This is a genomic window from Salipiger abyssi (genome assembly GCF_017311415.1).
Lineage (GTDB): Bacteria > Pseudomonadota > Alphaproteobacteria > Rhodobacterales > Rhodobacteraceae > Salipiger > Salipiger abyssi_A.
The window spans coordinates 351307-372710 of sequence record NZ_JAEKIS010000001.1; the positions used below are offsets into that span (position 1 = coordinate 351307).

Sequence of the window (21404 nt, forward strand, 5' to 3'; positions counted from 1 at the left end):
CGGCACGCGGCGGCGCTCAGTTGTCCTCGCCGGTGCCCTCCTGGGCCGCGTCTTCGCCCTCCTCGTCGCCGGCGACCGGCGTTGCGGTTGTCAGCACCCCGTTGACCCATTCGCCCGAGGCCTCCTCGCCGGTGGCATAGCGCAGGACTCCCTCTCCCTCGCGTTTGCCGTTGCTGAACATGCCCTCATAGACATCGCCATTGGCATAAGTGGCCACGCCCTCTCCCTCGAACGTGCCGTTCACCCAGCCACCGGAATAGCGGAACCCGTCGGGCATGGTGATCTCGCCCTGCCCGTGGCGCTGATCCTCGCGGAAATCGCCGGTATAGACCGCTCCGTCCGCATAGCGCGCGGTGCCCTTGCCGTGGCGCTGATTGTCCTTCCAGGCGCCCTCGTAGGTGTAACCGTCGGGATAGGTGATCTTGCCCTGCCCGTTATAGCGGGCATTGCCGAATGCGCCCTCATAGACCACGCCGTTGGGATAGGTGGCGCGCCCCTGCCCCTCGATCACCCCGTCGACCCAGTCGCCCTCATAGGTCGAACCGTCGGGATAGGTGGTCTTGCCCTGTCCGTTGGCCAGATCGCCGCGGATCTCGCCCTCGTAGACCGAGCCGTCGGGATAGACCACGCGGCCCTCGCCCTCGATCTGGCCGGCAACCCAGTTGCCTTCCAGCCGGTAGCCGTCGGCGCCGGTAAAGACGCCGTAGCCCTGGCGCTGGTCGTTGTTGAAGGTGCCCTCGTAGACATCGCCATTGGCATAGGTTTCCTTGCCCTGCCCCTCGCGGCGCCCGTCCACAAGCTCGCCCTCGTAGATATCGCCGTTGGGCAGGGTCAGCGTACCGCTGCCGTCCTGCTGGCCCTCGCGCCACATGCCCTCATAAACCAGTCCGTCCGCCATGGTCAGCGTACCCTGGCCGGAGCGCTCGCCATTGGCGACACGTCCCTCATAGACCGAGCCGTCGGGATAGGTGATCGTGGCGTTGCCCTCTTCGACGCCGTTCACCCAGTCACCCTCGTAGCGGTAGCCGTTCGGCGCGGTCATCACGCCGCGCCCATGGTGCAGCGCGTTGCGGAACGAACCCTCGTAGCGCGAGCCGTTGGCATACTGGATCACGCCCTTGCCGGTGATCTTGCCGTCAAGCCACGAGCCCTCGTAGATGCTGCCATCGGCCAGCACGATGCGCCCGATCCCCTCGGGCTTGCCCTTGGCGAACTGGCCCTCGTAGATCGCGCCGCTGGGATAGCGTGCGACGCCTTCGCCGGTGATCTCGCCCGCGACCCAGTTGCCGGTATATTCGAACCCGTTGGGCAGCCGGTAGGTGCCGGTGCCGTCGCGCAGCCCGTCGCGGAAGGTGCCCTCATAGACCCCGCCATCGTCGAACTGCTTGGTGATCACCTCGCCGTCCTGCGCCATGGCACTGCCCGTGATGGCCAGAAAGGCGGCGACGGCAAATATCGTGCCTGCGCGTGTCATTGCTCGTTCCTTGCCGGATTGCCTCTCCCTTGGCCCGGAAGGTAAACAAGCCCCGGTGGGCTGACAATCTCTTTTGCCCCGCCCGGCTTTCCCTCCGGCGTGGTTCTGCTATGTCGGCACGAGGATGTGACTGAAAGGACAGGGCGTATGGCCGACCGTTTCCGCCTGACCATCGCGCAGCTCAACCCCACGATGGGCGATCTCGCGGGCAATGCCGCGCAGGCGCGCGACGCCTGGGAGCAGGGCAAGGCCGCGGGCGCCGACATGGTGGCGATGCCCGAGCTCTTCATCGCCGGCTATAACGCGCAGGATCTGCCGCTGAAACATGCCTTCACGCTCGACTGCATGGCGGCGGTGAAGCAATTGGCCGAGGACTGCGCCGACGGGCCGACGCTGGCCATCGGCACGCCCTGGGTGGAGGGGACGGAGCTTTACAACGCCTACGTCATCTGCCGGGGCGGCAAGATGGTCACGCAGGTCTTCAAGCACCACCTGCCGAATTACAACGTCTTCGACGAGCTGCGCATCTATGACAGCGGCCCCATCGGTGGCCCCTATGCGGTGGGCAACACCCGCGTCGGCTCGCCGATCTGCGAGGATGCCTGGTACGAGGACGTGGCCGAGACCCTGGCCGAGACCGGCGCGGAATTCCTGCTGGTGCCCAACGGCTCGCCTTATTTCCGCAACAAATACGAGACGCGCCTCAACAAGATGGTTGCCCGCGTGGTCGAGACCGGCCTGCCGTTGATCTACCTGAACATGGTGGGCGGGCAGGACGACCAGATCTTCGACGGCGGCAGCTTTGCGCTGAATCCGCATGGCGCGGTGGCGGTGCAGCTGCCGGTCTTCGAGGAGATGCTGGCGCATGTGGACCTCGAGCGCACCGAAGACGGCTGGCGCGTGCTGGAGGGCGATTTCACCCGCCATCCCGACGCGATGGAGCAGGATTACCACGCCATGGTGCTGGCCCTGCGCGACTATTGCCGCAAGACCGGTTTCGGCAAGGTGCTGCTGGGGCTCTCGGGCGGGGTCGACTCGGCGCTGGTGGCGACCATTGCCGTGGATGCGCTGGGTGCGGAGAATGTGCGCTGCGTCATGCTGCCCTCGGAATACACCTCCGAGCATTCGCTGGAGGATGCCAAGGCTTGCGCCGAGCGGCTCGGCTGTCACTACGATTTCGTGCCCATCGCCGAGGGGCGCGACGCGATCACCAGCACGCTGGCGCCGCTTTTCGAGGGGCTGAAACCGGACCTCACCGAGGAAAACATCCAGTCGCGGCTGCGCGGGCTGCTGCTCATGGCGCTCAGCAACAAGTTCGGCGAAATGCTGCTCACCACCGGCAACAAATCCGAGGTCGCGGTGGGCTATGCAACGATCTATGGCGACATGGCGGGCGGCTACAACCCGATCAAGGATCTCTACAAGACCCGGGTTTTCGACATCTGCCGCTGGCGCAATGCCAATCATCGCCCCTGGATGATGGGGCCGGAGCATGCGCCGATCCCCGAGCGCATCATCACCAAGCCGCCCTCCGCCGAGCTGCGCGAAGATCAGAAGGACAGCGACTCGCTGCCCGACTATCCGGTGCTGGACGGCATTCTTCAGATCCTTGTCGACGATGACGGCTCCATCGCCGATTGCGTCGCGGCGGGCTATGACCGGGCGGATGCCAAGAAGGTCGAGCATCTGCTTTATATCTCGGAATACAAACGCTTTCAGTCGGCGCCCGGCGCGCGGCTGTCGAAACGCGCCTTCTGGCTCGACCGCCGCTATCCCATCGTCAACCGCTGGCGCGATCCGAGCTGAGCGCGATGCAGGCGAACATCCTCTTCGTCGTCCCGCGGTTTCATACCAATCTGGCCTTTGCGGTGCGGGCGTTGACCGATGCCGGAGCAAAGGTCGCGGTCTGGGCCTCGCAATCGGGCGGTGCCGAGGATCATTCGGTGATCGAACCGCAGGTCTTTGCCGACCCGTCCGATACCGCCGCGATGACCGAGGCGTGGCGGGCGTTCAACCCGGACATCGCCTTTCTTCGCAACAGCGCGGCGCTGCGGTTCGCGGCGGCAAAGATCGGGCGGCGGCAGGGTACGGCGCTCTGGTCCTACGATCTGCATCCATATCGCCGGCACGAGCCGCTCTCGCGGCGTTTCTATCTCTGGCGCAATGGGCTGCCGATCCGGCGGGTGACCGCGTCTCTCGGTCTGGGCGACACGCCGCCCGACGCCTGGGCGCGCTACCTGCCCTGGCCGGTGGTGGGCGATCCGCCGCCGCCGATGCCGGAGCGTAGCAGCGCCGGCCCGGTGACGGTGCTCTGCGTCGCCAAGCTTGGGCAGCGCCGCAAGATGCAGCATCTGGTGGTGGACGGCATGCGCGCGGCAGGCCAGGCGGGCAAGGCGCGGCTGATCCTGATCGGCTCCGAGCGCGTGCTCGACACGCCCGAGGACCGCGCCCATTACGCCGCGCTGAAAGACGCGGCAGAGGCGGAGGACTGGATCGACATGCGCGGCCTCATCCCGTTTTCCGAGATGCCGGCGCTCTATGCCGCCTCCGATATCTGCATCCTGCCGAGCTTCGACGAGCCGCTGGGTTTCGCGCCCGCCGAGTCGATGGCCTATGGCTGCATGCCGGTGATCTCCATCGAGGCAGGCTCCGCAGGCTATATTACCGAGGGCGAGAACGGGATGCTGGTCGATCCGCGCGATCCCGCGACCGTCGCGGCGGCGCTCGACCGTCTGATCGGCGATGCCGCACTGCGCCGTAAGCTGGGTCAGGGCGCGCGCGAGACCGCGCTGGGCGAGCTCGGGCCGGAACGCTTTGTCGAGCGGATGCAGGCGCTGATCGCCGAGGGCTGAACCGGGATCGGCAGGACGCTCGCCGCGGTCGCTCGCGCTGGGACGCGGGGCAAGGTGTTCCTGGCATGGCCACCCGGTGCTGCGGTCAGGATCGCTGCGCGACCTGACCCTGCACACGGGTCGCCCGCGCTGGGACGCGGGCGACCTACTCCCACCACCTGTCGATTGTGGCGATGTCGTCGTCCGACCAGCCGAAATGATGCGCGAATTCATGTACCGTGACATGGGTCACCAGATCTGCCAGCGCGATGTCACCACGCTCGCGCCATTCCTCCAGGATCGGCTGCCGAAACAGCCAGACCCGGTCGGGATAGGGCGAAGGGAAAGTCAGCGAGCGCTCGGTCATCGGAATGCCCTCGTAAAGCCCGGTCAGCTCCAGCGGATCGGCGATATTCATCTCGCGCAGGATGCCCTCCGGCGGCCAGTCGACCACCTGTAACACCACCTCCGCCGCGCTCTGCCGGAACGGCTCGGGAAACTGCGCAACGGCGGCGCGGGCCATGGTGTCGAAATCTGACAGATCGGGATCGCTCATGTCGTGGATATGGGGCGGAAACAACGCGAGGAAAAGGTCGTTTTCCGCTCGCCCTGTCGCGTTCCGGCCAGCGCAGCGCGGGGTTGGCGCTAAGCAACCGCGATCCCGTTTCTCCGAGACTCACTACGCTGACCGTTCACAAGATCCCCGGCGCCTTCGCCGACACCGATTGCGACCGCATCATCGACCTCGCCCGCGGCGCTCCCAGTGCCGACGCGCGGCTTGTGGGGCGCAACCGCGACCACAATCTTCGCCGCGCCGATCTGGTCTGGCTCGACGACGTGCCGGGCACCGAATGGATCATGGCGCGGATCATCGAGATCGTCCGCAGCGCCAACCGCGAGGCCTTCGGTTTCGATCTCGACGCGTTCGACGAGAGCGCCCAGGTGGCGCGCTACGGCGCCGAGCGGCAGGGGCATTTCGGCTGGCATTCCGATATCGGCGACGGTCGCCTCGCCGCGCGGCGCAAGCTGACCATGGTGGTGCAGCTCTCCGACCCGGCAAGCTATCGCGGCGGCACGCTCGAGATCATGCCCTCCGCCCACAGCAGCGAAGCCGCACCTGAACGCGGCAGCGCCACGCTCTTTCCCTCCTTCCTGCTGCACCGGGTCACCCCGGTCGAGGAGGGCGAACGTCATTCGCTCACCATCTGGGCTCACGGCCCCGCTTTTCGCTGACCGAAGCCATTTCATCTTTCTGAAAATACTCCAAAAACACCGCCTGTTGCAGGCATTGAAAGGGAGTATTTGAAGAAAGATGAAAGCCAGGGTGTGCACCTTCGACGGCCGCGCCGGCACGTAGGGTGGGCAATCCTGCCCACCGCACGCCGTGCAGAGCCCTCAGCCCATCATCAGCTGATAGCTGTGCGGCACGTAATGGAACCCGTCGCCACGCGTCTCGGCATAGCCCAGGGCCGGGAAGGGCATGTGATAGCCAATGAAGGGCAGCTTGTCGGTGGCCAGCATGTCGAGCACCTTGCGGCGCGAGGCGGCGGCCATGGCCTTGTCGGTGTCGAAGCGCACCTCCCAGTCGGGATAGGCCAGCGACCAGACATAATGGTTGGCCAGATCCGCGATCAGCATCAGCTGCTGCCCGCCGCTTTCCAGCATGAAGCCCATATGGCCCGGCGTGTGCCCCGGCGCCAGCACCGAGGTCACGCCCGAGGCGACGCTGTCGCCGTCGCCGATGAAGCTGAAGCGCTCGGCCAGCGGCTGCACCTTGCCGGTGAAGGCGTCGCCGCCGGCGCTCGACCAGTGATCGAACTCCGCCTGACCGGTGACGTGCTGGGCATTGGTAAAGGTCGGACCGTCGCCGCCGGTGAGCCCGCCGACATGGTCGCCATGCATATGGGTGATCACCACATGGGTCACCTCATCGGCGCCGTAGCCCGCCGCCTCGACCGCGGCGACGATGCCCTCGGGCGACAGGCCGGTGTCGAACAGGATCAGCTCGGAGCCGGTATTGACCAGCGTCGGGTGGAAAAAGAACTGCGCCTTGTCGGTCGGGATCATCGCCGCCTCGGAGGCGCTGGCGAATTCCTCGTCGCCGACATTCATGCCAAAGATGCCATGCGGCTCCTCGACGGTGCGGGTGCCGGCCATCAGCGCCGAAACCTCGAATTCGCCGAGCATCACGCGGTTCACCTTGGGCACCTGCGCGCCCTGCATGGCACTCTGCGCCCGGGCGCGCCCGGCAAGGCCTGTGGCGAGCGGCAGCGTCGCGGCACCGGCGAGCGCGGCGCGGCGGGTGATCCTGGGTTGGTCCGTCATGAAAATTCCCTCCTGTTGATCCTGCGAGACATAGGCCGCCCCTGCCCTAGGGCCAGAGCGGCGCGGGGGTCTTGACCCGGAGGGTGGCTGCTGTCGGACGGTTCGCCTACAAAAATTCTCGTGAAGGAATATGATCGCGCCGCTCTACGCCACGATCTCGCTCGCGCCGCATTGCGTCAGCAGGTCGGAGACCATCTGCCTCGTGCAGAGCGAGGTGCCCGGCGTGGTCACCGTGGCGCTGGCCGCGGCGGCGCCGAGCGCCAGCGCGTCGGGCGCGCTCATGCCGCCGGCGAGGCCGAAGGCGAAGGCGCCGACAAAGCTGTCGCCCGCACCCACCGCCGAGAGCACCGAGACCTCGGCGGCGCTGACCTGCCAGAGCCCCTCGGGCCCCGCCATCACCGAGCCGTCGGCGCCGCGTGCCACGATCACCCGTTCCGCCGCACCGCGCGCCACCAGCTCGGCGGCGAACTGCGCCGATTCGAGCCGCGTGACCAGCGCACGGCCGGCCAGCTCCTCGGCCTCGGCGCTGTCCATGCGCAGCACCGCCGGCGCCGGATCGGTGCCCGCCGCAAGATAGGCCAGCGCCGCGCCGGATGTGTCGGCGATGACCTGCGCCTCGCGCTCGGCCAGCGCGGCGCAGAGCTGGGTGGTGAATTCCGCCGAAACCCCCGGCGGCTGGCTGCCGCTCAGCACCACGATGCCGCCCCTAGGCACCGAGGTGGCAATGGCGTGCAGCGCCTCGGCCACGTCCTGCTCGGCCCATTGCGGCCCGGGCATGACGAAACGGTACTGCTCGCCGGTCTTGCGGTCGTGCACGGCAAGGCTCTCGCGGGTCTCGTCGGGGGCCTTCATGCGCACCAGCGGGATACTGTGTTCGGCCAGCGCCATCTCGAGCCGCATACCATTGGGCCCGGCCAGCGCCACGAAGGCGCGGGCCCGCCCGCCGAGCTCGGCCACCACACGGGCGACATTGATCCCGCCGCCGCCGGGATCGACGGTGACCGGATCGCAGCGCAGCTTGGGGCCGGCGACCACCCGGTCGGCGGTTGTCGAAAGATCCAGCGCGGGGTTGAGCGTGACGGTGAGAATATCGTTCATGCGGTGCAGCATGGCAGGGCGCGCAGGCTTCGCCAAGAGGGCGCAACTGGACAAATGCACGCGCTTGTGGGAAGTGCCCTGCGCATAAGCAGGAGCTTGTCATGACCGTCACCCGTTTCGCGCCGTCCCCCACCGGCCACATCCATGTGGGCAACCTGCGCACGGCGCTGTTCAATTACCTGATCGCCCGCAAGGCCGGCGGCACCTTCATTCTGCGCATCGACGACACCGATCCCGAGCGCAGCAAGGAAGAATATGTCGACGGTATCAAGCGCGATCTGGAATGGCTGGGCCTGACCTGGGACAAGACGGAGCGACAGAGCGCCCGGCTCGACCGCTATCACGAGGCGGCGGAAAAGCTGCGCGAGATCGGCCGGTTCTACGAAGCGTGGGAGACGCCGACCGAGCTCGACCTCAAGCGCAAGAAGCAGCTCAACATGGGCAAGCCGCCGGTCTATGACCGCGCGGCGCTGGCGCTGAGCGAGGCGGAAAAGGCCGCGCTGCGCGAAGAGCGCGGCGATGGCGTGTGGCGCTTCAAGCTCGATCAGCAGCGCATCGACTGGACCGATGGAATCCTCGGCGACATCTCGATCGACACGGCCTCGGTCTCGGACCCGGTGCTGGTCCGCGGCGACGGGCAGATCCTTTATACGCTGGCCTCAGTGGTGGACGATACCGAGATGGGCGTCACCCATGTGGTGCGCGGCTCGGACCACGTCACCAACACCGCGACGCAGATCCAGATCATCGAGGCGCTGGGCGGCTCGGTGCCGAGCTTTGCGCACCATTCTCTGCTCACCGGGCCGCAGGGCGAATCGCTGTCCAAGCGTCTTGGCGTGCTGTCGATCCGCGATCTGCGCGAATCGGGGGTCGAGCCCGAGGCGCTCTTGTCGCTGATGGCGCGTCTGGGATCGAGCCAGCCGGTGGAGCTGCGCCTGACTCTGGACGAGATCGCCGAGGGGTTCGAGCTGAGCCAGTTCGGGTCCGCGCCGACCAAGTTCGACGTCAACGACCTCTACCCGCTGACCGCGCGCAAGCTGCACGAGCTGCCGCTCGAAGCGGTGGCGGACGAGATCGCCGCGCTGAGCGTGCCCGCCGACAAGGCAGAGCTGTTCTGGAGCGTCACGCGCGAGAACATCACCACCCGCAAGGATCTCGCCGGCTGGTGGCGGCTGTTCAGCGAGGGCGCCGAGCCGTTGGTCGCCGACGAGGACAAGGACTTCATCGCCGAGGCGATGGCGATGCTGCCCGACGGCCCGTTCACCCACGAGACCTGGGGCGAATGGACCAAGGCGGTGAAGGAACAGACCGGCCGCAAGGGCAAGGGCCTGTTCATGCCGCTGCGCAAGGCGCTGACCGGGCGCGAGCGCGGGCCGGAAATGGCCGATGTGATGCCGCTGCTCCAGAAAGTGCCGGCGCGCGATCTGGCCGGGGACTGACCCGGCTCAGCCGCCGTATTTCCGCGCCAGCGCATCGCGGTCGTCGGCGACCGTGAGCGCGGATTTGGCATGGCGCAGGGCATAGCCCTGTGCCTGCCGCGCCGCCTGCGCCAGTTCCGGCCAGTCCGAGGCTTCCAGCGTCGCGAGCGAGTCCAGCACCACGCCGATCACCTCGGGATGCGCGGCACCGGCGCGGATCAGCGGGTGATAGCCGTCTTCGATCAGATCCGGCGCCGCGACGACGGGCACTTCGATCCTCGGATAGTCCGGCGGCGTCGTGCCCGGCGCCTCGATCCCGGCGAGAAGCCGCGTCACCCGGTGGCTGACGTCGATGGCGGTGCCCGGGTCGTTGATGCCGGGCGACAGCGCGCGCAGAGCGATCTCGCTCAGCACCACGATGCCGAAGCGCGCGTCCTGCTCGGCGGTGCGGGTCTTGCCGATGGTAAAGCAGCCTGAGAGCCCGTCCGGTTCGGCCCCGTCGCCCAGCAGCCAGCCCAGCGGCGCGCCCGCGATCACATGCTGCCCCGGTGCGGCGCTCAGCGTCAGTCGCGCATCGGCGGCGGCGAGCCGTTCATGCAGCGAGCGCATATCGACGAACTGCACATAGCCGCTCTGCGGCGCGGGCAGCGGGCGGGCCGAGTTCGGAATCTGCGCATCAGGGGCCAACGGCAGACCGCCCAGCGCGGGCTGCGCCTGGGCGCGGTTGAGCGGGTCGCGGGCGTGCTGCTCGACGATATCGAGCGTGTTGTCCATGCTGCCCAGCGTGCTCAGATGGTCGATCCAGCGCAGGATCGCCAGCACGATGGCGCCGATCACCAGTACCGTGACCCCGAGGATCACCACCGAAACCGCATCGGAATAAAACCCGGTGCGGAACATCACCAACGCGGTCAGCGCATAGAGAAAGGCGCCGGTGAAGGTGGCCAGCACGGTCTGCGTGGTGGTGTCCGCCAGATGCAGCCGGTAGGCGCGCGGCGTCGCCTGGCTCGCGGCGGACTGGAAGGCCTGCACCATGACCGACAGCGAGAAGGTGGTCACCGTCAGCATGGTGGTGGCGAGGATCGTCAGGATCGGCACCACCGTATCCGGGCCGAAGCGTTCGGCCCAACTTTCGGGGATCAGCGGCCCGACAAGCGGCGACAGGAAGGCCACCGCCAGCGCCACCACCGCCCCCAGCATCACCCGCGCCGCCAGGCTGCGCGCTAGTCGCAGCAGCAGCAACAGCGCCTTGGAGGCGGTCATGCCGCAACCTTTCGGCAGCCGAGCGCAGCCAGCCCCGCGTCGACAAAGGCGCGCTCCTCATCGGCGAGGCGTTGCGCGCGCGGGTAGCGGGGCGCGGCGCGGTCGTCGAGAATCGGCGCCTCCCAGCCGGTGGTCGTCGCAAAGAAGCGCTCGGCGCCGGCCAGGCCGTATTCGGCGAGATAGCCCTGGATCACCACGTCGAGATAGCTGAGCAGCACCGGATGCGCCTCGCTCGGCAGCGACAGTTTTTCCGGGGCAATGGCATAGATGGCGAGCTGCGCCACCTCCGGCGCCTCATGCGCCACGCAGCTCAGCGCGTCGCGGCGCTCATAAGCGTGTTCGCGCTGGTCGAGCGCCGCCCAGCCATCGGGCGGCACCGGCGCGATCAGCCCCTCGATTTCGCAGTCGGGATCGGGAATCGCGGTGAGATAGGCGACCTCGCGAATCTCGGTCGCGCGCCAGGCCCGGCGCCAGCCGCGCGCCCTCGCGCGATGCGCCGGGGTGAAACCATGGGTCAGACGGTTCACCAGAGACCCGTATCCGAAGAAAAAAGCGCTGCTCACGATGCCATTGCCATTCGCCGATTGATATATGTCAAACTACCTTTTCCCGGATCGTGTATGTAGACGGCGACCGTTTATAGGGGGGATCGGCCCGTGCGCGTAACGAAAAGAACCAACATTGCCATCCGGGTGCTGATGCATTGCGCGGCCAATACCGGCCGCCTCGTGACCAAAGCCGAGATCGCCCAGAGGTGCAATGCCTCGGAGAACCATCTTGCGCAGGTGATCAACCAGCTTGCACAGCTCGGTTATCTGCACACCCAGCGCGGCCGCAATGGCGGGCTGGAGCTGGCGCGCCCGGCGGAACAGATCCGCATTGGCGACGTGTTCCGCGCGCTCGAGGCGCCGGTGCCGCTTGCCGAATGCTTTGCCGATGTCGACAACACCTGCCCGCTGACCGATGCCTGCCGGCTGCGCATCGCGCTCACCGACGCCGCCAGCGCCTTCTACGCGACACTGGATCCGATCACTTTGGATGCGCTTGTCTGCGATAATGCACCTTTGATCGACATTCTTGCGCCCGGCCATCCCTGTACGCTGGGAATGCGCCAGAGCAATCTTGCAGCAGAGCCGCAATCGTCGTAGCGTCGGGCCATCGCTAAGGGAGAACCGGCTCTGCCGGTGCCGAAGGAGCAACCGCCCCGGAAACTCTCAGGCCACAGGGACCTTTGCGAAAAACAGACTCTGGAGAGTGGCGCGGCAATCGCGCCCGCCGAAGGGATAGCGATCTCAGGCTGACGGGACAGAGGGGGCATTTCAGGCGCGGATGGACCGCGCGGAAATGCCCGGAACCGGCCACGCGCCACATCCGGGCCAAAAGGATGTGAGACGCGCATGGACGAGCTGAAACGCACGCCGCTTTACGATCTGCACCTCGCGCTTGGCGCGAAGATGGTGCCGTTTGCCGGCTACGAAATGCCGGTGCAATACAAACTCGGTGTCATGAAAGAGCATCTGCATACGCGGTCGCGTGCGGGGCTTTTCGACGTGAGCCATATGGGCCAGGTGATCCTGCGCGGCGACGGCGCCGCGCTGGCGCTTGAGGCGCTTGTGCCGGTCTCGGTCGCGGGGCTGGCCGAGGGGCGGCAGCGCTACGGGCTCTTCACCAACGAGGACGGCGGCATCGAGGACGATCTGATGATCGCCAATCGCGGCGATCACCTGTTCCTCGTGGTCAACGCGGCCTGCAAGGAGGCCGATGTGGCGCGGCTGCGCAAGGCGCTGGAGCCGCAGGGGATCGCGGTCGAGTATATCGAGGACCGCGCGCTGCTGGCGCTTCAAGGCCCCGAGGCCGAGGCGGCGCTTGCGGCGTTGAACCCGGCGGTGGCGGAGATGCGCTTCATGGATGTGGCGACGGTCGAGCTTTGCGGTGCCGAGGCCTGGATCTCGCGCTCGGGCTATACCGGCGAGGACGGGTTCGAGATCTCGATCCCCGAAAGCGCCGCCGTGGATCTGGCCGAGGCGCTGCTGGCGCAGGAGGCGGTGGAGCCCATCGGGCTCGGCGCCCGCGATTCGCTGCGGCTGGAGGCGGGGCTCTGCCTTTACGGCCACGATATCGACAGCACCACAACGCCGGCGGCGGCGGGTCTGCTCTGGGCGATCCAGAAAGTGCGCCGCGCCGATGGCGACCGGGCCGGGGGCTTTCCCGGAGCGGAAAAGATCCTGCCGGAGATCGCCACGGGGGCGGCCACCGCAAGGGTCGGGCTGAGACCCGAGGGCCGCGCGCCGATGCGCGAGGGCGTGCCGCTCTTTGAGGCGGAAGAGGGCGGCGAGCCGGTGGGCCACATCACATCGGGCGGATTCGGCCCGAGTGTGGGCGGACCGGTGGCGATGGGCTATGTCCCCGCGCAGAGCGTCCTGCCGGGCACGCGCTATTACGGCGAGGTGCGCGGCAAGCGGCTGCCAGTCGAGGTTGTGCCGCTGCCTTTTGTGAAACAAACCTACAAGCGCTGACAGGGAAGGGACCAGCGACATGAAATTCACCGAACAACATGAATGGCTCGAAATCGAGGGTGACCTGGTGGTGGTGGGGATCACCACCCATGCCGCCGAGCAGCTGGGCGACGTGGTCTTTGTCGAGCTGCCCGAGCCGGGCACCACGGTGAGCAAGGACGACGAGGTGGTGGTGATCGAGTCGGTCAAGGCGGCCTCGGACATCCTCGCGCCGCTGGATGGCGAGATCGTCGAGGTCAACGAGGCGATTGTCGAGGATCCGGGCAAGGTCAACGAGGATCCCGAGGGCGAGGCCTGGTTCTTCAAGATGAAGATCGAGGATCTGTCGGCGCTCGACGAGCTGATGGACGATGCCGCCTACAAGGATTTCGTCGGCTGACGGCACCCGGCGAACGGTGGGCAGATTGCCCACCCTACGGGTGCCTTTGCCCCGCGCCGGCAAAGCGGCGGAGAGGGCGGCATTCGAGTATTTTTAGAAAGATGAAAGGGCGGGGGAGTCCCTCCGCCCCGATGCTGGACATTCTGGACGGACAGACATGGCTTTCACCCCGACCGACTATCACCCCTACGATTTCGCCAACCGGCGCCATATCGGGCCTTCGCCCGCCGAGATGGAGGCGATGTTTGCCACGCTCGGGGTTGCCGATCTCGACACGCTGATCGCCGAGACCGTGCCGCAGGGCATCCGCCAGGCGTCGGCGCTCGATTTCGGCGCGCCGCTTTCCGAGCGCGAGATGCTGTGGCGGCTCGAAGAGGTGGCGAGCCGCAACAAGGTGCTGACCTCGCTGATCGGCCAGGGCTATCACGGCACGATCACGCCGCCGGCGATCCAGCGCAATATCTTCGAGAACCCGGCCTGGTACACCGCCTATACGCCCTATCAGCCGGAGATCTCGCAGGGCCGGCTCGAAGCGCTGCTGAATTACCAGACCATGGTCAGCGACCTGACCGGGCTGGAGATCGCCAATGCCTCGCTGCTCGACGAGGCGACCGCCTGTGCCGAGGCGATGACCATGGCCATGCGCGTGGCGAAATCCAAGGCAAAGGCGTTTTTCGTGGACGAGAACTGTCATCCGCAGAACATCGCGGTGATGCAGACCCGCGCCGCGCCGCTGGGGATCGAGGTGATCGTCGGCGCGCCGGAGACGCTTGAGGCCGACACCGTGTTCGGCGCGATCTTCCAGTATCCCGGCACGTTCGGCGGGCTGCGCGATGTCTCCGCCGAGATGGAGGCGCTGCACGCCGCCAAGGCCATCGGCATCGTCGCCGCCGATATCATGGCGCTGTGTCTGCTGAAGGAGCCGGGCGCGATGGGCGCCGATATCGCCGTGGGCTCGACCCAGCGTTTCGGCGTGCCGCTGGGCTATGGCGGCCCGCACGCGGCCTATATGGCGACGAAGGATGCCTATAAGCGCGCCATGCCCGGGCGCATCGTCGGCGTTTCGGTGGACAGCCACGGCAACCGCGCCTACCGGCTGGCGCTGCAAACCCGCGAGCAGCATATCCGCCGCGAGAAAGCCACCTCCAACGTCTGCACCGCGCAGGCACTGCTGGCGGTGATGGCGGGCTTTTATGCGGTGTTCCACGGCCCCGAGGGGCTCAAGGCCATTGCGCAGCGCATCCATCTCAAGACCGCGCGGCTGGCCAAGGGTCTGGAGGAGGCGGGTTTTGCCGTCGAGCCGGAGGCGTTTTTCGACACGATCACCGTGGAAGTCGGGCTGTTGCAGCGCGGCGTGTTGCAGGCCGCGGTCAAGGAGGGCGTGAACCTGCGCCGGGTCGGCAAGACCAAGGTGGGCATCACCCTGGACGAGGCCACGCGGCCCGCCACCATCGAAGCGGTGTGGCGCGCCTTTGGTCTCGTGCGCAAGGACGAGGAAGGGGTCGCAGAGTATCGGCTGCCCGACGCGCTGCTGCGCGAGAGCGGGTATCTCGGCCACGAGATCTTTCAGATGAACCGCGCCGAGACCGAGATGATGCGCTATATGCGCCGTCTCGCCGACCGCGATCTGGCGCTCGACCGGGCGATGATCCCGCTCGGCTCCTGCACGATGAAGCTCAACGCCGCCGCCGAGATGATGCCGGTGAGCTGGCGCGAATTCGCCAATCTGCACCCCTACGCCCCCGCCGATCAGGCGCGCGGCTATGCCGAGATGATCGGCGATCTGTCGGAGAAGCTCTGCGCGATCACCGGCTACGATGCGTTTTCCATGCAGCCCAATTCCGGCGCGCAGGGGGAATATGCGGGTCTGCTGACCATCGCCTCCTGGCAGCGGGCGCGGGGTGAGGGGCAGCGCGATGTCTGCCTGATTCCGGTCAATGCCCATGGCACCAACCCGGCCTCGGCGCATATGGTCGGCTGGACTGTCGTGGCGGTGAAATGCGACGAGAAGGGCTCCATCGACCTCGACGATTTCCGCGCAAAGGCCGAGCAGCATTCCGACAGGCTGGCGGCCTGCATGATCACCTACCCCTCGACCCATGGCGTGTTCGAGGAGACGGTGAAGGAGGTCTGCGCCATCACCCATGAGCATGGCGGGCAGGTCTATATCGACGGCGCCAATATGAATGCCATGGTCGGCCTGTCGCGGCCCGGCGATCTGGGTGGCGATGTGAGCCACCTCAATCTGCACAAGACCTTCTGCATCCCGCATGGCGGCGGCGGCCCCGGCATGGGCCCGATCGGCGTCAAGGAGCATCTGGTGCCGCATCTGCCCGCCGATCCGCTGACCGGCGGCGTGGCCGGGCCGGTTTCGGCGGCGGCCTTCGGCTCGCCCTCGCTGCTGCCGATCTCCTGGGGTTATATCCTGATGATGGGCGGCGAGGGGCTGACTCAGGCGACGCGGGCGGCGATCCTCAACGCCAATTACATCGCGGCGCGGCTCTCCGGCGCCTATGAGATCCTCTATACCGGCCCCAAGGGGCGGGTGGCGCATGAATGCATTCTCGATGTGCGCCCCTTCGAGAAATCGGCTGGCGTCACGGTGGAGGATATCGCCAAGCGGCTGGTCGATTGCGGCTTTCACGCGCCGACCATGAGCTGGCCGGTGGCGGGCACGCTGATGGTGGAGCCGACAGAGAGTGAGACCAAGGCAGAGCTCGACCGGTTCTGCGACGCGATGCTGGCGATCCGCGAGGAGATCCGCGCCATCGAAGAGGGCAGCATGGATGCGGAGAACAACCCGCTGAAACACGCCCCGCACACGATGGAAGACCTCGTGCGCGACTGGGACAGGCCCTATTCGCGCGAGCAGGGCTGTTTCCCGCCGGGCGCCTTCCGGGTCGACAAATACTGGCCGCCGGTCAACCGGGTGGACAACGCCTATGGCGACCGGCACCTGATCTGCACCTGCCCGCCGATGTCGGACTACGCCGACGCAGCGGAGTAACGCGCGGCTCGGACACACAGAGCGGACGGGGCGGGCGCTGTGGCGCCCGCCTCCAAAATCCCACGCACCGTTCTGCCTGAGAACCGTGCAGCGCCGGCCCCGGATTGACGATCCGGCAACACTTGCGCAATAGCCTACGCCCCGACGCCCCATTGCCTTTGAATCGCCTCACTCCACGGGCTAGAAAGGCCCGAGGCACGCCTAGGGGGGCTTATGGCGTGGAATTGTCCCGGAGAATCCGGATTGCGAGTGATGACACAGGCCCCGAATACCGATTCCGACCACGCGCCCGGCCAAGCGGGCCTCACCTCCCTGCCCTATCGCAGCGATATCGACGGGCTGCGCGCCATCGCCGTGCTGGCGGTGGTGTTTTACCATTTCGGCCTGCCCGGCTTCGAGGGCGGATTTGTCGGCGTCGACATCTTCTTCGTGATCTCGGGCTTCCTGATCGGCGGCATCCTCTGGCGCGAATACGACCGCACCGGGCGGATCTGGCTGCGGCATTTCTATATCCGCCGCTTCCGCCGGCTGGCGCCGGCCTTCTTCACCATGGCGATGGTCACCGCGCTGTTCTCATGGGCGCTGCTGCTGCCCTTCGAATTCCGCGAATTCGGCAAGCAGCTCATCGCCGCGACGGTCTATCTCTCCAACGTGCTGTTCTTTCGGCAGGCGGGCTATTTCGACACCGCGTCGGAGGAAAAACCGCTGCTGCACACCTGGTCGCTGGCGGTGGAGGAGCAGTTCTATATCTTCCTGCCGCTCTTCATCCTGCTGCTGTCGCGCAACCGCCGCGCGCTGATCCTGGCGCTGGTGGGCTGCTGGGCGGCCTCGCTCGCCGCCTGCATCACGTTCACGCCCACGCATCAGACCGCGACCTTCTATCTCTTCCCCTTCCGCGCCTGGGAAATGCTGAGCGGCGTGCTGCTGGCGATCTGGGGCTGCGAAAGCGGGCGCCGCTGGCAGGGCTATGCGGGGCTGAGCTGGCTTGGCCTCGCGCTGGTGCTGGCCTCGCTGCTGCTGATCCCGGCGGGGCCGCATTTCCCCGGGATCCTCGCGGTCTTTCCGGTACTGGGCACGGTCCTGCTTCTGGCGAATGGCTGCGGGCGGGGCACGGTCAATCGGATGCTCTCGGCGCGCGAGCCGGTGTTCTTCGGCAAGATCTCTTATTCGCTCTATCTCTGGCACTGGCCGGTGATGACGCTCTCGGTCTATCTGCGCGGCGGCTATGCCAATATGGCCGAGGCGGTGGGCTGGATGGCGCTTTCGGTTGTGCTGGCCTGGCTGTCCTGGCGTTTCGTGGAAAACCCGGTGCGGCGGCTGCGCGTGCCGGGCACCGCGATCTTTGGCGGCACCGTGGCGGCCTCGGCCTGCCTGCTCGCCATCGGAAGCTGGCTCTATCTCAAGGACGGGCTGCCCGAGCGCTTCGGTCCGGAGGTGCGCCCGCATATCGCCGCCTCCGCCGATTTCCTGCAAGACTGGAGCCGCTGCGAGACCGCCTCCGACGGGCCGCTCATGGGTCTGGAGATCTGCCCCATCGGCCCCGAGGGCGCGCCGCAGGTGCTGGTCTGGGGCGACAGCCATGTGCGCGCCTTCAAGGAGGGGCTCGACCTCGCCGCGCATGAGGCGGGCACGCCGGGCATGATCATCTGGCGCGCGGGCTGCCCGCCGCTCTTCGATATCCGCAAGGTCGAGAGCGCGGCAACGCTTGCGCAGGACACCGCCTGCACCAATGCCAATCTCCAGATCCGGCAGGCGCTCGGCCTGCTGCCCTCGCTGAAAAAGGTCATGCTGATCGGGCGCTGGACCTATTACGCCAGCGGCACCGGCATCGGGCTCGACGCGCATAACACCATCGCCATCCACCCCACCGACACGCCCGCCCGCGTCGGCGCACCGCAGGACGGCATCGTCGCCAAGGCCGCCCGCGCCACCGTCAACACCCTGCTCGACCGGTTCGAAGAGGTGATCGTGCTGCGCCAGCCGCCCGAGATCGCGCAATACGATAGCCGCATCGCCGCGCGCGAGACCGCCCATGCGGGCTGGCCGCTGGCCAAGCCGCCGGTCATCCAGAGCAGCATGCCCCGCGCCGCCCTCGCCCAGCGCATCGACGCCGCCGAGGCACCCTGGCGCGCCATGGCAGAGGCCGGCGTCATCACCTGGATCGACCCCTGGCCGCGGATCTGCGACGAAAGCGCCTGTCACGCGCTGGTGGACGGCACGGGCTATTATTTCGACAACAACCACATGACCAACAGCGCCGCGCTGGCGCTGCGCGGGCTCTTCGCCCCGATCTTCGCGCCGGGCGAGGGGGCCGAATCGTGAGCCATCCGGCCAGCGCGGTGGAGTGGGATGTCATCGTGATCGGCACCGGCATCGGTGGCGGCACCGCCGGGCGCGCGCTGGCCGAGGCCGGGCGCCGGGTGCTGTTTCTCGAACAGGGCGCAGCCGGGCACCGCAGCGAGCGCAACGGGTTGTCCGAGATCTTCGTGCCCGAGGCACGGCTGGCGCGCGGGCTCTGGCCGACGCCGCTGCATGCGGAGGTGAACGGGCAGGAGAACACATTCTACGCACCGCTCGGCGCCGGGGTCGGCGGCTCTTCGGTGTTCTATGCCGCGACGCTGGAGCGGCCCGAACGCCACGATCTCGACGATCTGATCGACCGGCCCCACCCCACCGGCGGCTGGCCCGTCGGGTTCGACACGATGCGCCCGTGGTACGACCGCGCGGCGGAGCTCTACCGCATCCACGGCACCCAGGATCCGCTCTCGCCCGAGCCGCCCATGACGATGGCCGCACCGCCGCCGCTCAACCCCACCGAAACCGCGCTGATGGCGGCGTTCGAACGGCGCGGGCTGCATCCCTATCACGCCCATACCGCCATCGACCGGGTCGAGGGCTGTCTGAACTGCCTCGGCGCGAAATGTCCGAAGCGCTGCAAGATGGACGGGCGCTCCGCCGGGGTGGAGCCGGCGCTGGCCACCGGCAACGCCACGCTGATCGACCGCGCCGAGGTGACCCGGCTTCTGGGCGCGGGCGACCGGGTCGAAGGGGTCGAGGCGCGGATCGGAGGTGAACTCCAGGTGTTTCGCGCGGACCATGTGGTGCTCGCCGGCGGCGCGCTCGGCTCGCCCAGGCTGCTGCTGGCCTCCGCCTGCGAGGCCTGGCCGGAGGGCGCCGCCAACGGCTCCGGCATGGTCGGGCGCAACCTGATGTTCCATCTCAACGAGATGTTCGCGCTCTGGCCGCCGCGCGGCACGCCGGATGCGGGGGCGACAAAATCCATCGCCCTGCGCGATCTCTACCTGCGCGAGGGCGCGCGGCTCGGTATGATCCAGGCCATGGGCATCCGCGCCTCCTATGGCGAGATCGTGCACTACCTCAACCTGATGCTTGCCCGTTCGGCCCTGCGCCGCGTGCCGGGGCTGAGCCAGCTTACGCGTATTCCGGCAGCGATTGCGGCAAAGCTTTTCGGCCAGGCGCAGATTTTCGTCGGGCTGATGGAGGATCTGCCCTATCCGGAAAACCGCGTCACCTATGACCCGGCACAGCCCGACCGTCTCTCGGTCAGCTATCGCTACGAGCCGGAGCTGCTGGCCCGGCGCAAGGCCTTTCGCCGGGCCATCTCGCGCGCGTTCCGGGGGCAGCGGCATGTGTTCCTCGGCATGGGGCCGGAGCTGAATTTCGGCCACCCGAGCGGCACGCTGCGCTTTGGCACCGATCCCGCAAGCTCGGTGCTGAACGCCGATTGCCGCGCCCAAGAGCTGCGCAATCTCTGGGTGACGGATGCGTCCTTCATGCCGACCTCGATGGGGGTGAACCCCAGCCTGACCATCGCCGCCAACGCCCTGCGCGTGGCGGGCATCATCGCAAAGGAGCCGGCATGACCCGCCTCACCCCGCAAGACGGCATCGCCATCGTCACCGGCGCCGGTTCCGGCCTCGGCCGCGCGCTGGCGCTGGAGCTGGTGCGGCAGGGCTTCACCGTGATCGGCACCGGGCGCCGCGCCGACGCGCTGGAAGAGACCCGCGCGCTGGCCTCGGGTGCCTTTCATCCGCTGCCGCTGGATGTCAGCGACGCGCAGGCGGTGAGCGAGGCGTTTGCAGAGATCCGCGCGCAGCATGGCCGCATCGCCTTGCTGATCAACAACGCCGCCGTGTATCCGCGCCGCGATATCCTCGACGAGAGCGGCGAGAGCTTCATGCAGACCGTGGCGATCAATCTCGGCGGGGTCGTCGCCTGTTCCCGCGCCGCGCTCGACAGCATGTGCGAGACCGGACGGGGCCGCATCCTGAACGTGGCGACTTTTGCCGATCTCACCCCCCTGCCCGCCTCCTCGGCCTATTCGGTCTCGAAAGGCGCGGCGCGGATCTTTACCCGCGCGCTCATCGCCGATCTGGGCGACCGCTTTCCCGGCATCGTCATCGGCGACTGGATGCCCGGCATGCTGAAGACCGCGATGGGCATCCCCGACGGCGTGGCCCCTGAAGTTTCAGCGAAATGGGGTGTAGAGCTGGCGCTGCGGATGGATCCGGCGCTGACCGGCGCGGTGTTCGAGATGGACCGCGAGATCCTGCCGCCACGCGGGCTCAAGGGCAAGCTCAAGGATCTGCTGCTGATGCGCCGCCGCGTGCCAAGACAGCTCTGACCTCTCGGAAAACGCCAAAAAAATACGCCCCCGGAAAGGGGGCGCATCTCATATGTCGGTGCCGAAGAGCTCAGATCGACTCTTTGATCCAGCTTTCCAGCGAGGCCTTGGGCGCGGCGCCGGTGCGGTTCGAGATCACTTCGCCATCCTTGAAGATGAACAGCGCCGGGATGCCGCGCACGCCGAGCGAAGCCGCCACGCCGTGATTGTTGTCGACATCGACCTTGGCAACCTTGATCTTGCCTTCATACTGTTCGGCCAGCTCTTCGAGGGCCGGGCCGATCTGCTTGCAGGGGCCGCACCATTCGGCCCAGAAATCGACCACGACGGGAATGTCGGAGCCTTTCACTTCCTCATCGAAGGTCGCGTCGGTGACGGGAACGGTGGCCATTGGAATCTCCTTGCGGGTTTGGCAGCCAGTATCTTGGGGGGCGAAGGTAGGTAGGGG

Annotated in this window: 18 protein-coding genes and 1 riboswitch; of the genes, 11 read left to right on the top strand and 7 right to left on the bottom strand. The window is 67.2% G+C overall.

Going from position 1 to position 21404, the window contains the following annotated elements:
* Positions 1 to 16 precede the first annotated feature (16 nt).
* Positions 17 to 1474 (bottom strand): MORN repeat-containing protein, encoded by a 1458-nt coding sequence (locus tag I6N89_RS01690; protein WP_207016495.1) that lies wholly within the window; start codon positions 1472 to 1474, stop codon positions 17 to 19.
* A gap of 147 nt (positions 1475 to 1621) precedes the next feature.
* Between I6N89_RS01690 and I6N89_RS01695 the strand changes: the two genes are divergently transcribed.
* Together I6N89_RS01695 and I6N89_RS01700 are read left to right on the top strand one after the other, a co-directional pair.
* On the top strand, positions 1622 to 3280 hold the full coding sequence (locus I6N89_RS01695) for an NAD+ synthase (RefSeq protein WP_207016496.1): 1659 nt from the start codon (positions 1622 to 1624) through the stop codon (positions 3278 to 3280).
* Between the two features lie 5 nt (positions 3281 to 3285).
* The gene (locus I6N89_RS01700) at positions 3286 to 4326 is read left to right on the top strand and encodes a glycosyltransferase family 4 protein (protein WP_207016497.1); all 1041 of its coding nucleotides are present in this window, start codon (positions 3286 to 3288) and stop codon (positions 4324 to 4326) included.
* 145 nt (positions 4327 to 4471) lie between these two features.
* Here I6N89_RS01700 and I6N89_RS01705 read toward each other — a convergent pair whose 3' ends face one another.
* Positions 4472 to 4861: a metallopeptidase family protein gene (locus I6N89_RS01705; protein ID WP_207016498.1), complete on the bottom strand. Its 390-nt coding sequence runs from the start codon at positions 4859 to 4861 to the stop codon at positions 4472 to 4474.
* Positions 4862 to 4944: 83 nt separating this feature from the next.
* On the opposite strand from I6N89_RS01705, the gene I6N89_RS01710 reads away from it, so the two are divergent.
* Complete coding sequence (locus I6N89_RS01710; protein ID WP_236016368.1) at positions 4945 to 5538, top strand: 2OG-Fe(II) oxygenase; 594 nt, start codon at positions 4945 to 4947, stop codon at positions 5536 to 5538.
* Between the two features lie 162 nt (positions 5539 to 5700).
* Here the strand turns inward: I6N89_RS01710 and I6N89_RS01715 are convergent, their stop codons facing one another.
* Entirely contained in the window at positions 5701 to 6630 is a 930-nt protein-coding gene (locus tag I6N89_RS01715; protein ID WP_207016499.1) for an MBL fold metallo-hydrolase, read from the bottom strand.
* Between the two features lie 144 nt (positions 6631 to 6774).
* Positions 6775 to 7728, bottom strand: coding sequence for a 1-phosphofructokinase family hexose kinase (locus I6N89_RS01720; RefSeq protein ID WP_207016500.1), 954 nt, complete (start codon positions 7726 to 7728; stop codon positions 6775 to 6777).
* 101 nt (positions 7729 to 7829) lie between these two features.
* Here I6N89_RS01720 and gltX point away from each other — a divergent pair, with 101 nt between their 5' ends.
* Entirely contained in the window at positions 7830 to 9167 is a 1338-nt protein-coding gene (gltX, locus tag I6N89_RS01725; protein WP_207016501.1) for a glutamate--tRNA ligase, read from the top strand.
* A gap of 6 nt (positions 9168 to 9173) precedes the next feature.
* Here gltX and I6N89_RS01730 read toward each other — a convergent pair whose 3' ends face one another.
* Positions 9174 to 10409, bottom strand: coding sequence for a DUF2254 domain-containing protein (locus I6N89_RS01730; protein WP_207016502.1), 1236 nt, complete (start codon positions 10407 to 10409; stop codon positions 9174 to 9176).
* Complete coding sequence (locus tag I6N89_RS01735; RefSeq protein WP_207016503.1) at positions 10406 to 10972, bottom strand: gamma-glutamylcyclotransferase; 567 nt, start codon at positions 10970 to 10972, stop codon at positions 10406 to 10408. The genes I6N89_RS01730 and I6N89_RS01735 overlap by 4 nt, the downstream gene beginning before the upstream one ends.
* A gap of 93 nt (positions 10973 to 11065) precedes the next feature.
* Here I6N89_RS01735 and I6N89_RS01740 point away from each other — a divergent pair, with 93 nt between their 5' ends.
* The 7 genes from I6N89_RS01740 (at position 11066) to I6N89_RS01770 (ending at position 20956) form a co-directional block, all read left to right on the top strand.
* On the top strand, positions 11066 to 11557 hold the full coding sequence (locus I6N89_RS01740; RefSeq protein ID WP_207016504.1) for an RrF2 family transcriptional regulator: 492 nt from the start codon (positions 11066 to 11068) through the stop codon (positions 11555 to 11557).
* 6 nt (positions 11558 to 11563) lie between these two features.
* Positions 11564 to 11650, top strand: a riboswitch (glycine riboswitch).
* Between the two features lie 156 nt (positions 11651 to 11806).
* Complete coding sequence (gcvT, locus tag I6N89_RS01745; RefSeq protein WP_207016505.1) at positions 11807 to 12925, top strand: glycine cleavage system aminomethyltransferase GcvT; 1119 nt, start codon at positions 11807 to 11809, stop codon at positions 12923 to 12925.
* A gap of 19 nt (positions 12926 to 12944) precedes the next feature.
* Complete coding sequence (gene gcvH, locus I6N89_RS01750) at positions 12945 to 13304, top strand: glycine cleavage system protein GcvH (protein ID WP_207016506.1); 360 nt, start codon at positions 12945 to 12947, stop codon at positions 13302 to 13304.
* Positions 13305 to 13461: 157 nt separating this feature from the next.
* Entirely contained in the window at positions 13462 to 16311 is a 2850-nt protein-coding gene (gcvP, locus tag I6N89_RS01755; RefSeq protein ID WP_207016507.1) for an aminomethyl-transferring glycine dehydrogenase, read from the top strand.
* A 252-nt stretch (positions 16312 to 16563) separates the two neighbouring features.
* Positions 16564 to 18633, top strand: a complete 2070-nt coding sequence (locus tag I6N89_RS01760; protein ID WP_207016508.1) for an acyltransferase family protein — start codon at positions 16564 to 16566, stop codon at positions 18631 to 18633.
* On the top strand, positions 18630 to 20195 hold the full coding sequence (locus tag I6N89_RS01765) for a GMC family oxidoreductase N-terminal domain-containing protein (protein WP_207016509.1): 1566 nt from the start codon (positions 18630 to 18632) through the stop codon (positions 20193 to 20195). Before I6N89_RS01760 ends, I6N89_RS01765 begins: the two co-directional genes overlap by 4 nt.
* Positions 20192 to 20956 carry an SDR family oxidoreductase gene (locus I6N89_RS01770; RefSeq protein ID WP_207016510.1) on the top strand — a complete coding sequence of 255 codons (765 nt, stop codon included), beginning with the start codon at positions 20192 to 20194 and terminating at the stop codon, positions 20954 to 20956. The genes I6N89_RS01765 and I6N89_RS01770 overlap by 4 nt, the downstream gene beginning before the upstream one ends.
* Positions 20957 to 21026: 70 nt before the next feature.
* Here I6N89_RS01770 and trxA read toward each other — a convergent pair whose 3' ends face one another.
* Positions 21027 to 21347, bottom strand: a complete 321-nt coding sequence (gene trxA, locus I6N89_RS01775) for a thioredoxin (RefSeq protein ID WP_207016511.1) — start codon at positions 21345 to 21347, stop codon at positions 21027 to 21029.
* Positions 21348 to 21404 lie beyond the last annotated feature (57 nt).

What these genes read in the sequence shown, in the direction of transcription:
- I6N89_RS01690 (WP_207016495.1), bottom strand. Translation starts at nt 1,474, where the DNA reads ATGACACGCGCAGGCACGATATTTGCCGTCGCCGCCTTTCTGGCCATC.
- I6N89_RS01695 (WP_207016496.1), top strand. Translation starts at nt 1,622, where the DNA reads ATGGCCGACCGTTTCCGCCTGACCATCGCGCAGCTCAACCCCACGATG.
- I6N89_RS01700 (WP_207016497.1), top strand. Translation starts at nt 3,286, where the DNA reads ATGCAGGCGAACATCCTCTTCGTCGTCCCGCGGTTTCATACCAATCTG.
- I6N89_RS01705 (WP_207016498.1), bottom strand. Translation starts at nt 4,861, where the DNA reads ATGAGCGATCCCGATCTGTCAGATTTCGACACCATGGCCCGCGCCGCC.
- I6N89_RS01715 (WP_207016499.1), bottom strand. Translation starts at nt 6,630, where the DNA reads ATGACGGACCAACCCAGGATCACCCGCCGCGCCGCGCTCGCCGGTGCC.
- I6N89_RS01720 (WP_207016500.1), bottom strand. Translation starts at nt 7,728, where the DNA reads ATGAACGATATTCTCACCGTCACGCTCAACCCCGCGCTGGATCTTTCG.
- gltX (WP_207016501.1), top strand. Translation starts at nt 7,830, where the DNA reads ATGACCGTCACCCGTTTCGCGCCGTCCCCCACCGGCCACATCCATGTG.
- I6N89_RS01730 (WP_207016502.1), bottom strand. Translation starts at nt 10,409, where the DNA reads ATGACCGCCTCCAAGGCGCTGTTGCTGCTGCTGCGACTAGCGCGCAGC.
- gcvT (WP_207016505.1), top strand. Translation starts at nt 11,807, where the DNA reads ATGGACGAGCTGAAACGCACGCCGCTTTACGATCTGCACCTCGCGCTT.
- gcvH (WP_207016506.1), top strand. Translation starts at nt 12,945, where the DNA reads ATGAAATTCACCGAACAACATGAATGGCTCGAAATCGAGGGTGACCTG.
- gcvP (WP_207016507.1), top strand. Translation starts at nt 13,462, where the DNA reads ATGGCTTTCACCCCGACCGACTATCACCCCTACGATTTCGCCAACCGG.
- I6N89_RS01760 (WP_207016508.1), top strand. Translation starts at nt 16,564, where the DNA reads ATGACACAGGCCCCGAATACCGATTCCGACCACGCGCCCGGCCAAGCG.
- I6N89_RS01770 (WP_207016510.1), top strand. Translation starts at nt 20,192, where the DNA reads ATGACCCGCCTCACCCCGCAAGACGGCATCGCCATCGTCACCGGCGCC.
- trxA (WP_207016511.1), bottom strand. Translation starts at nt 21,347, where the DNA reads ATGGCCACCGTTCCCGTCACCGACGCGACCTTCGATGAGGAAGTGAAA.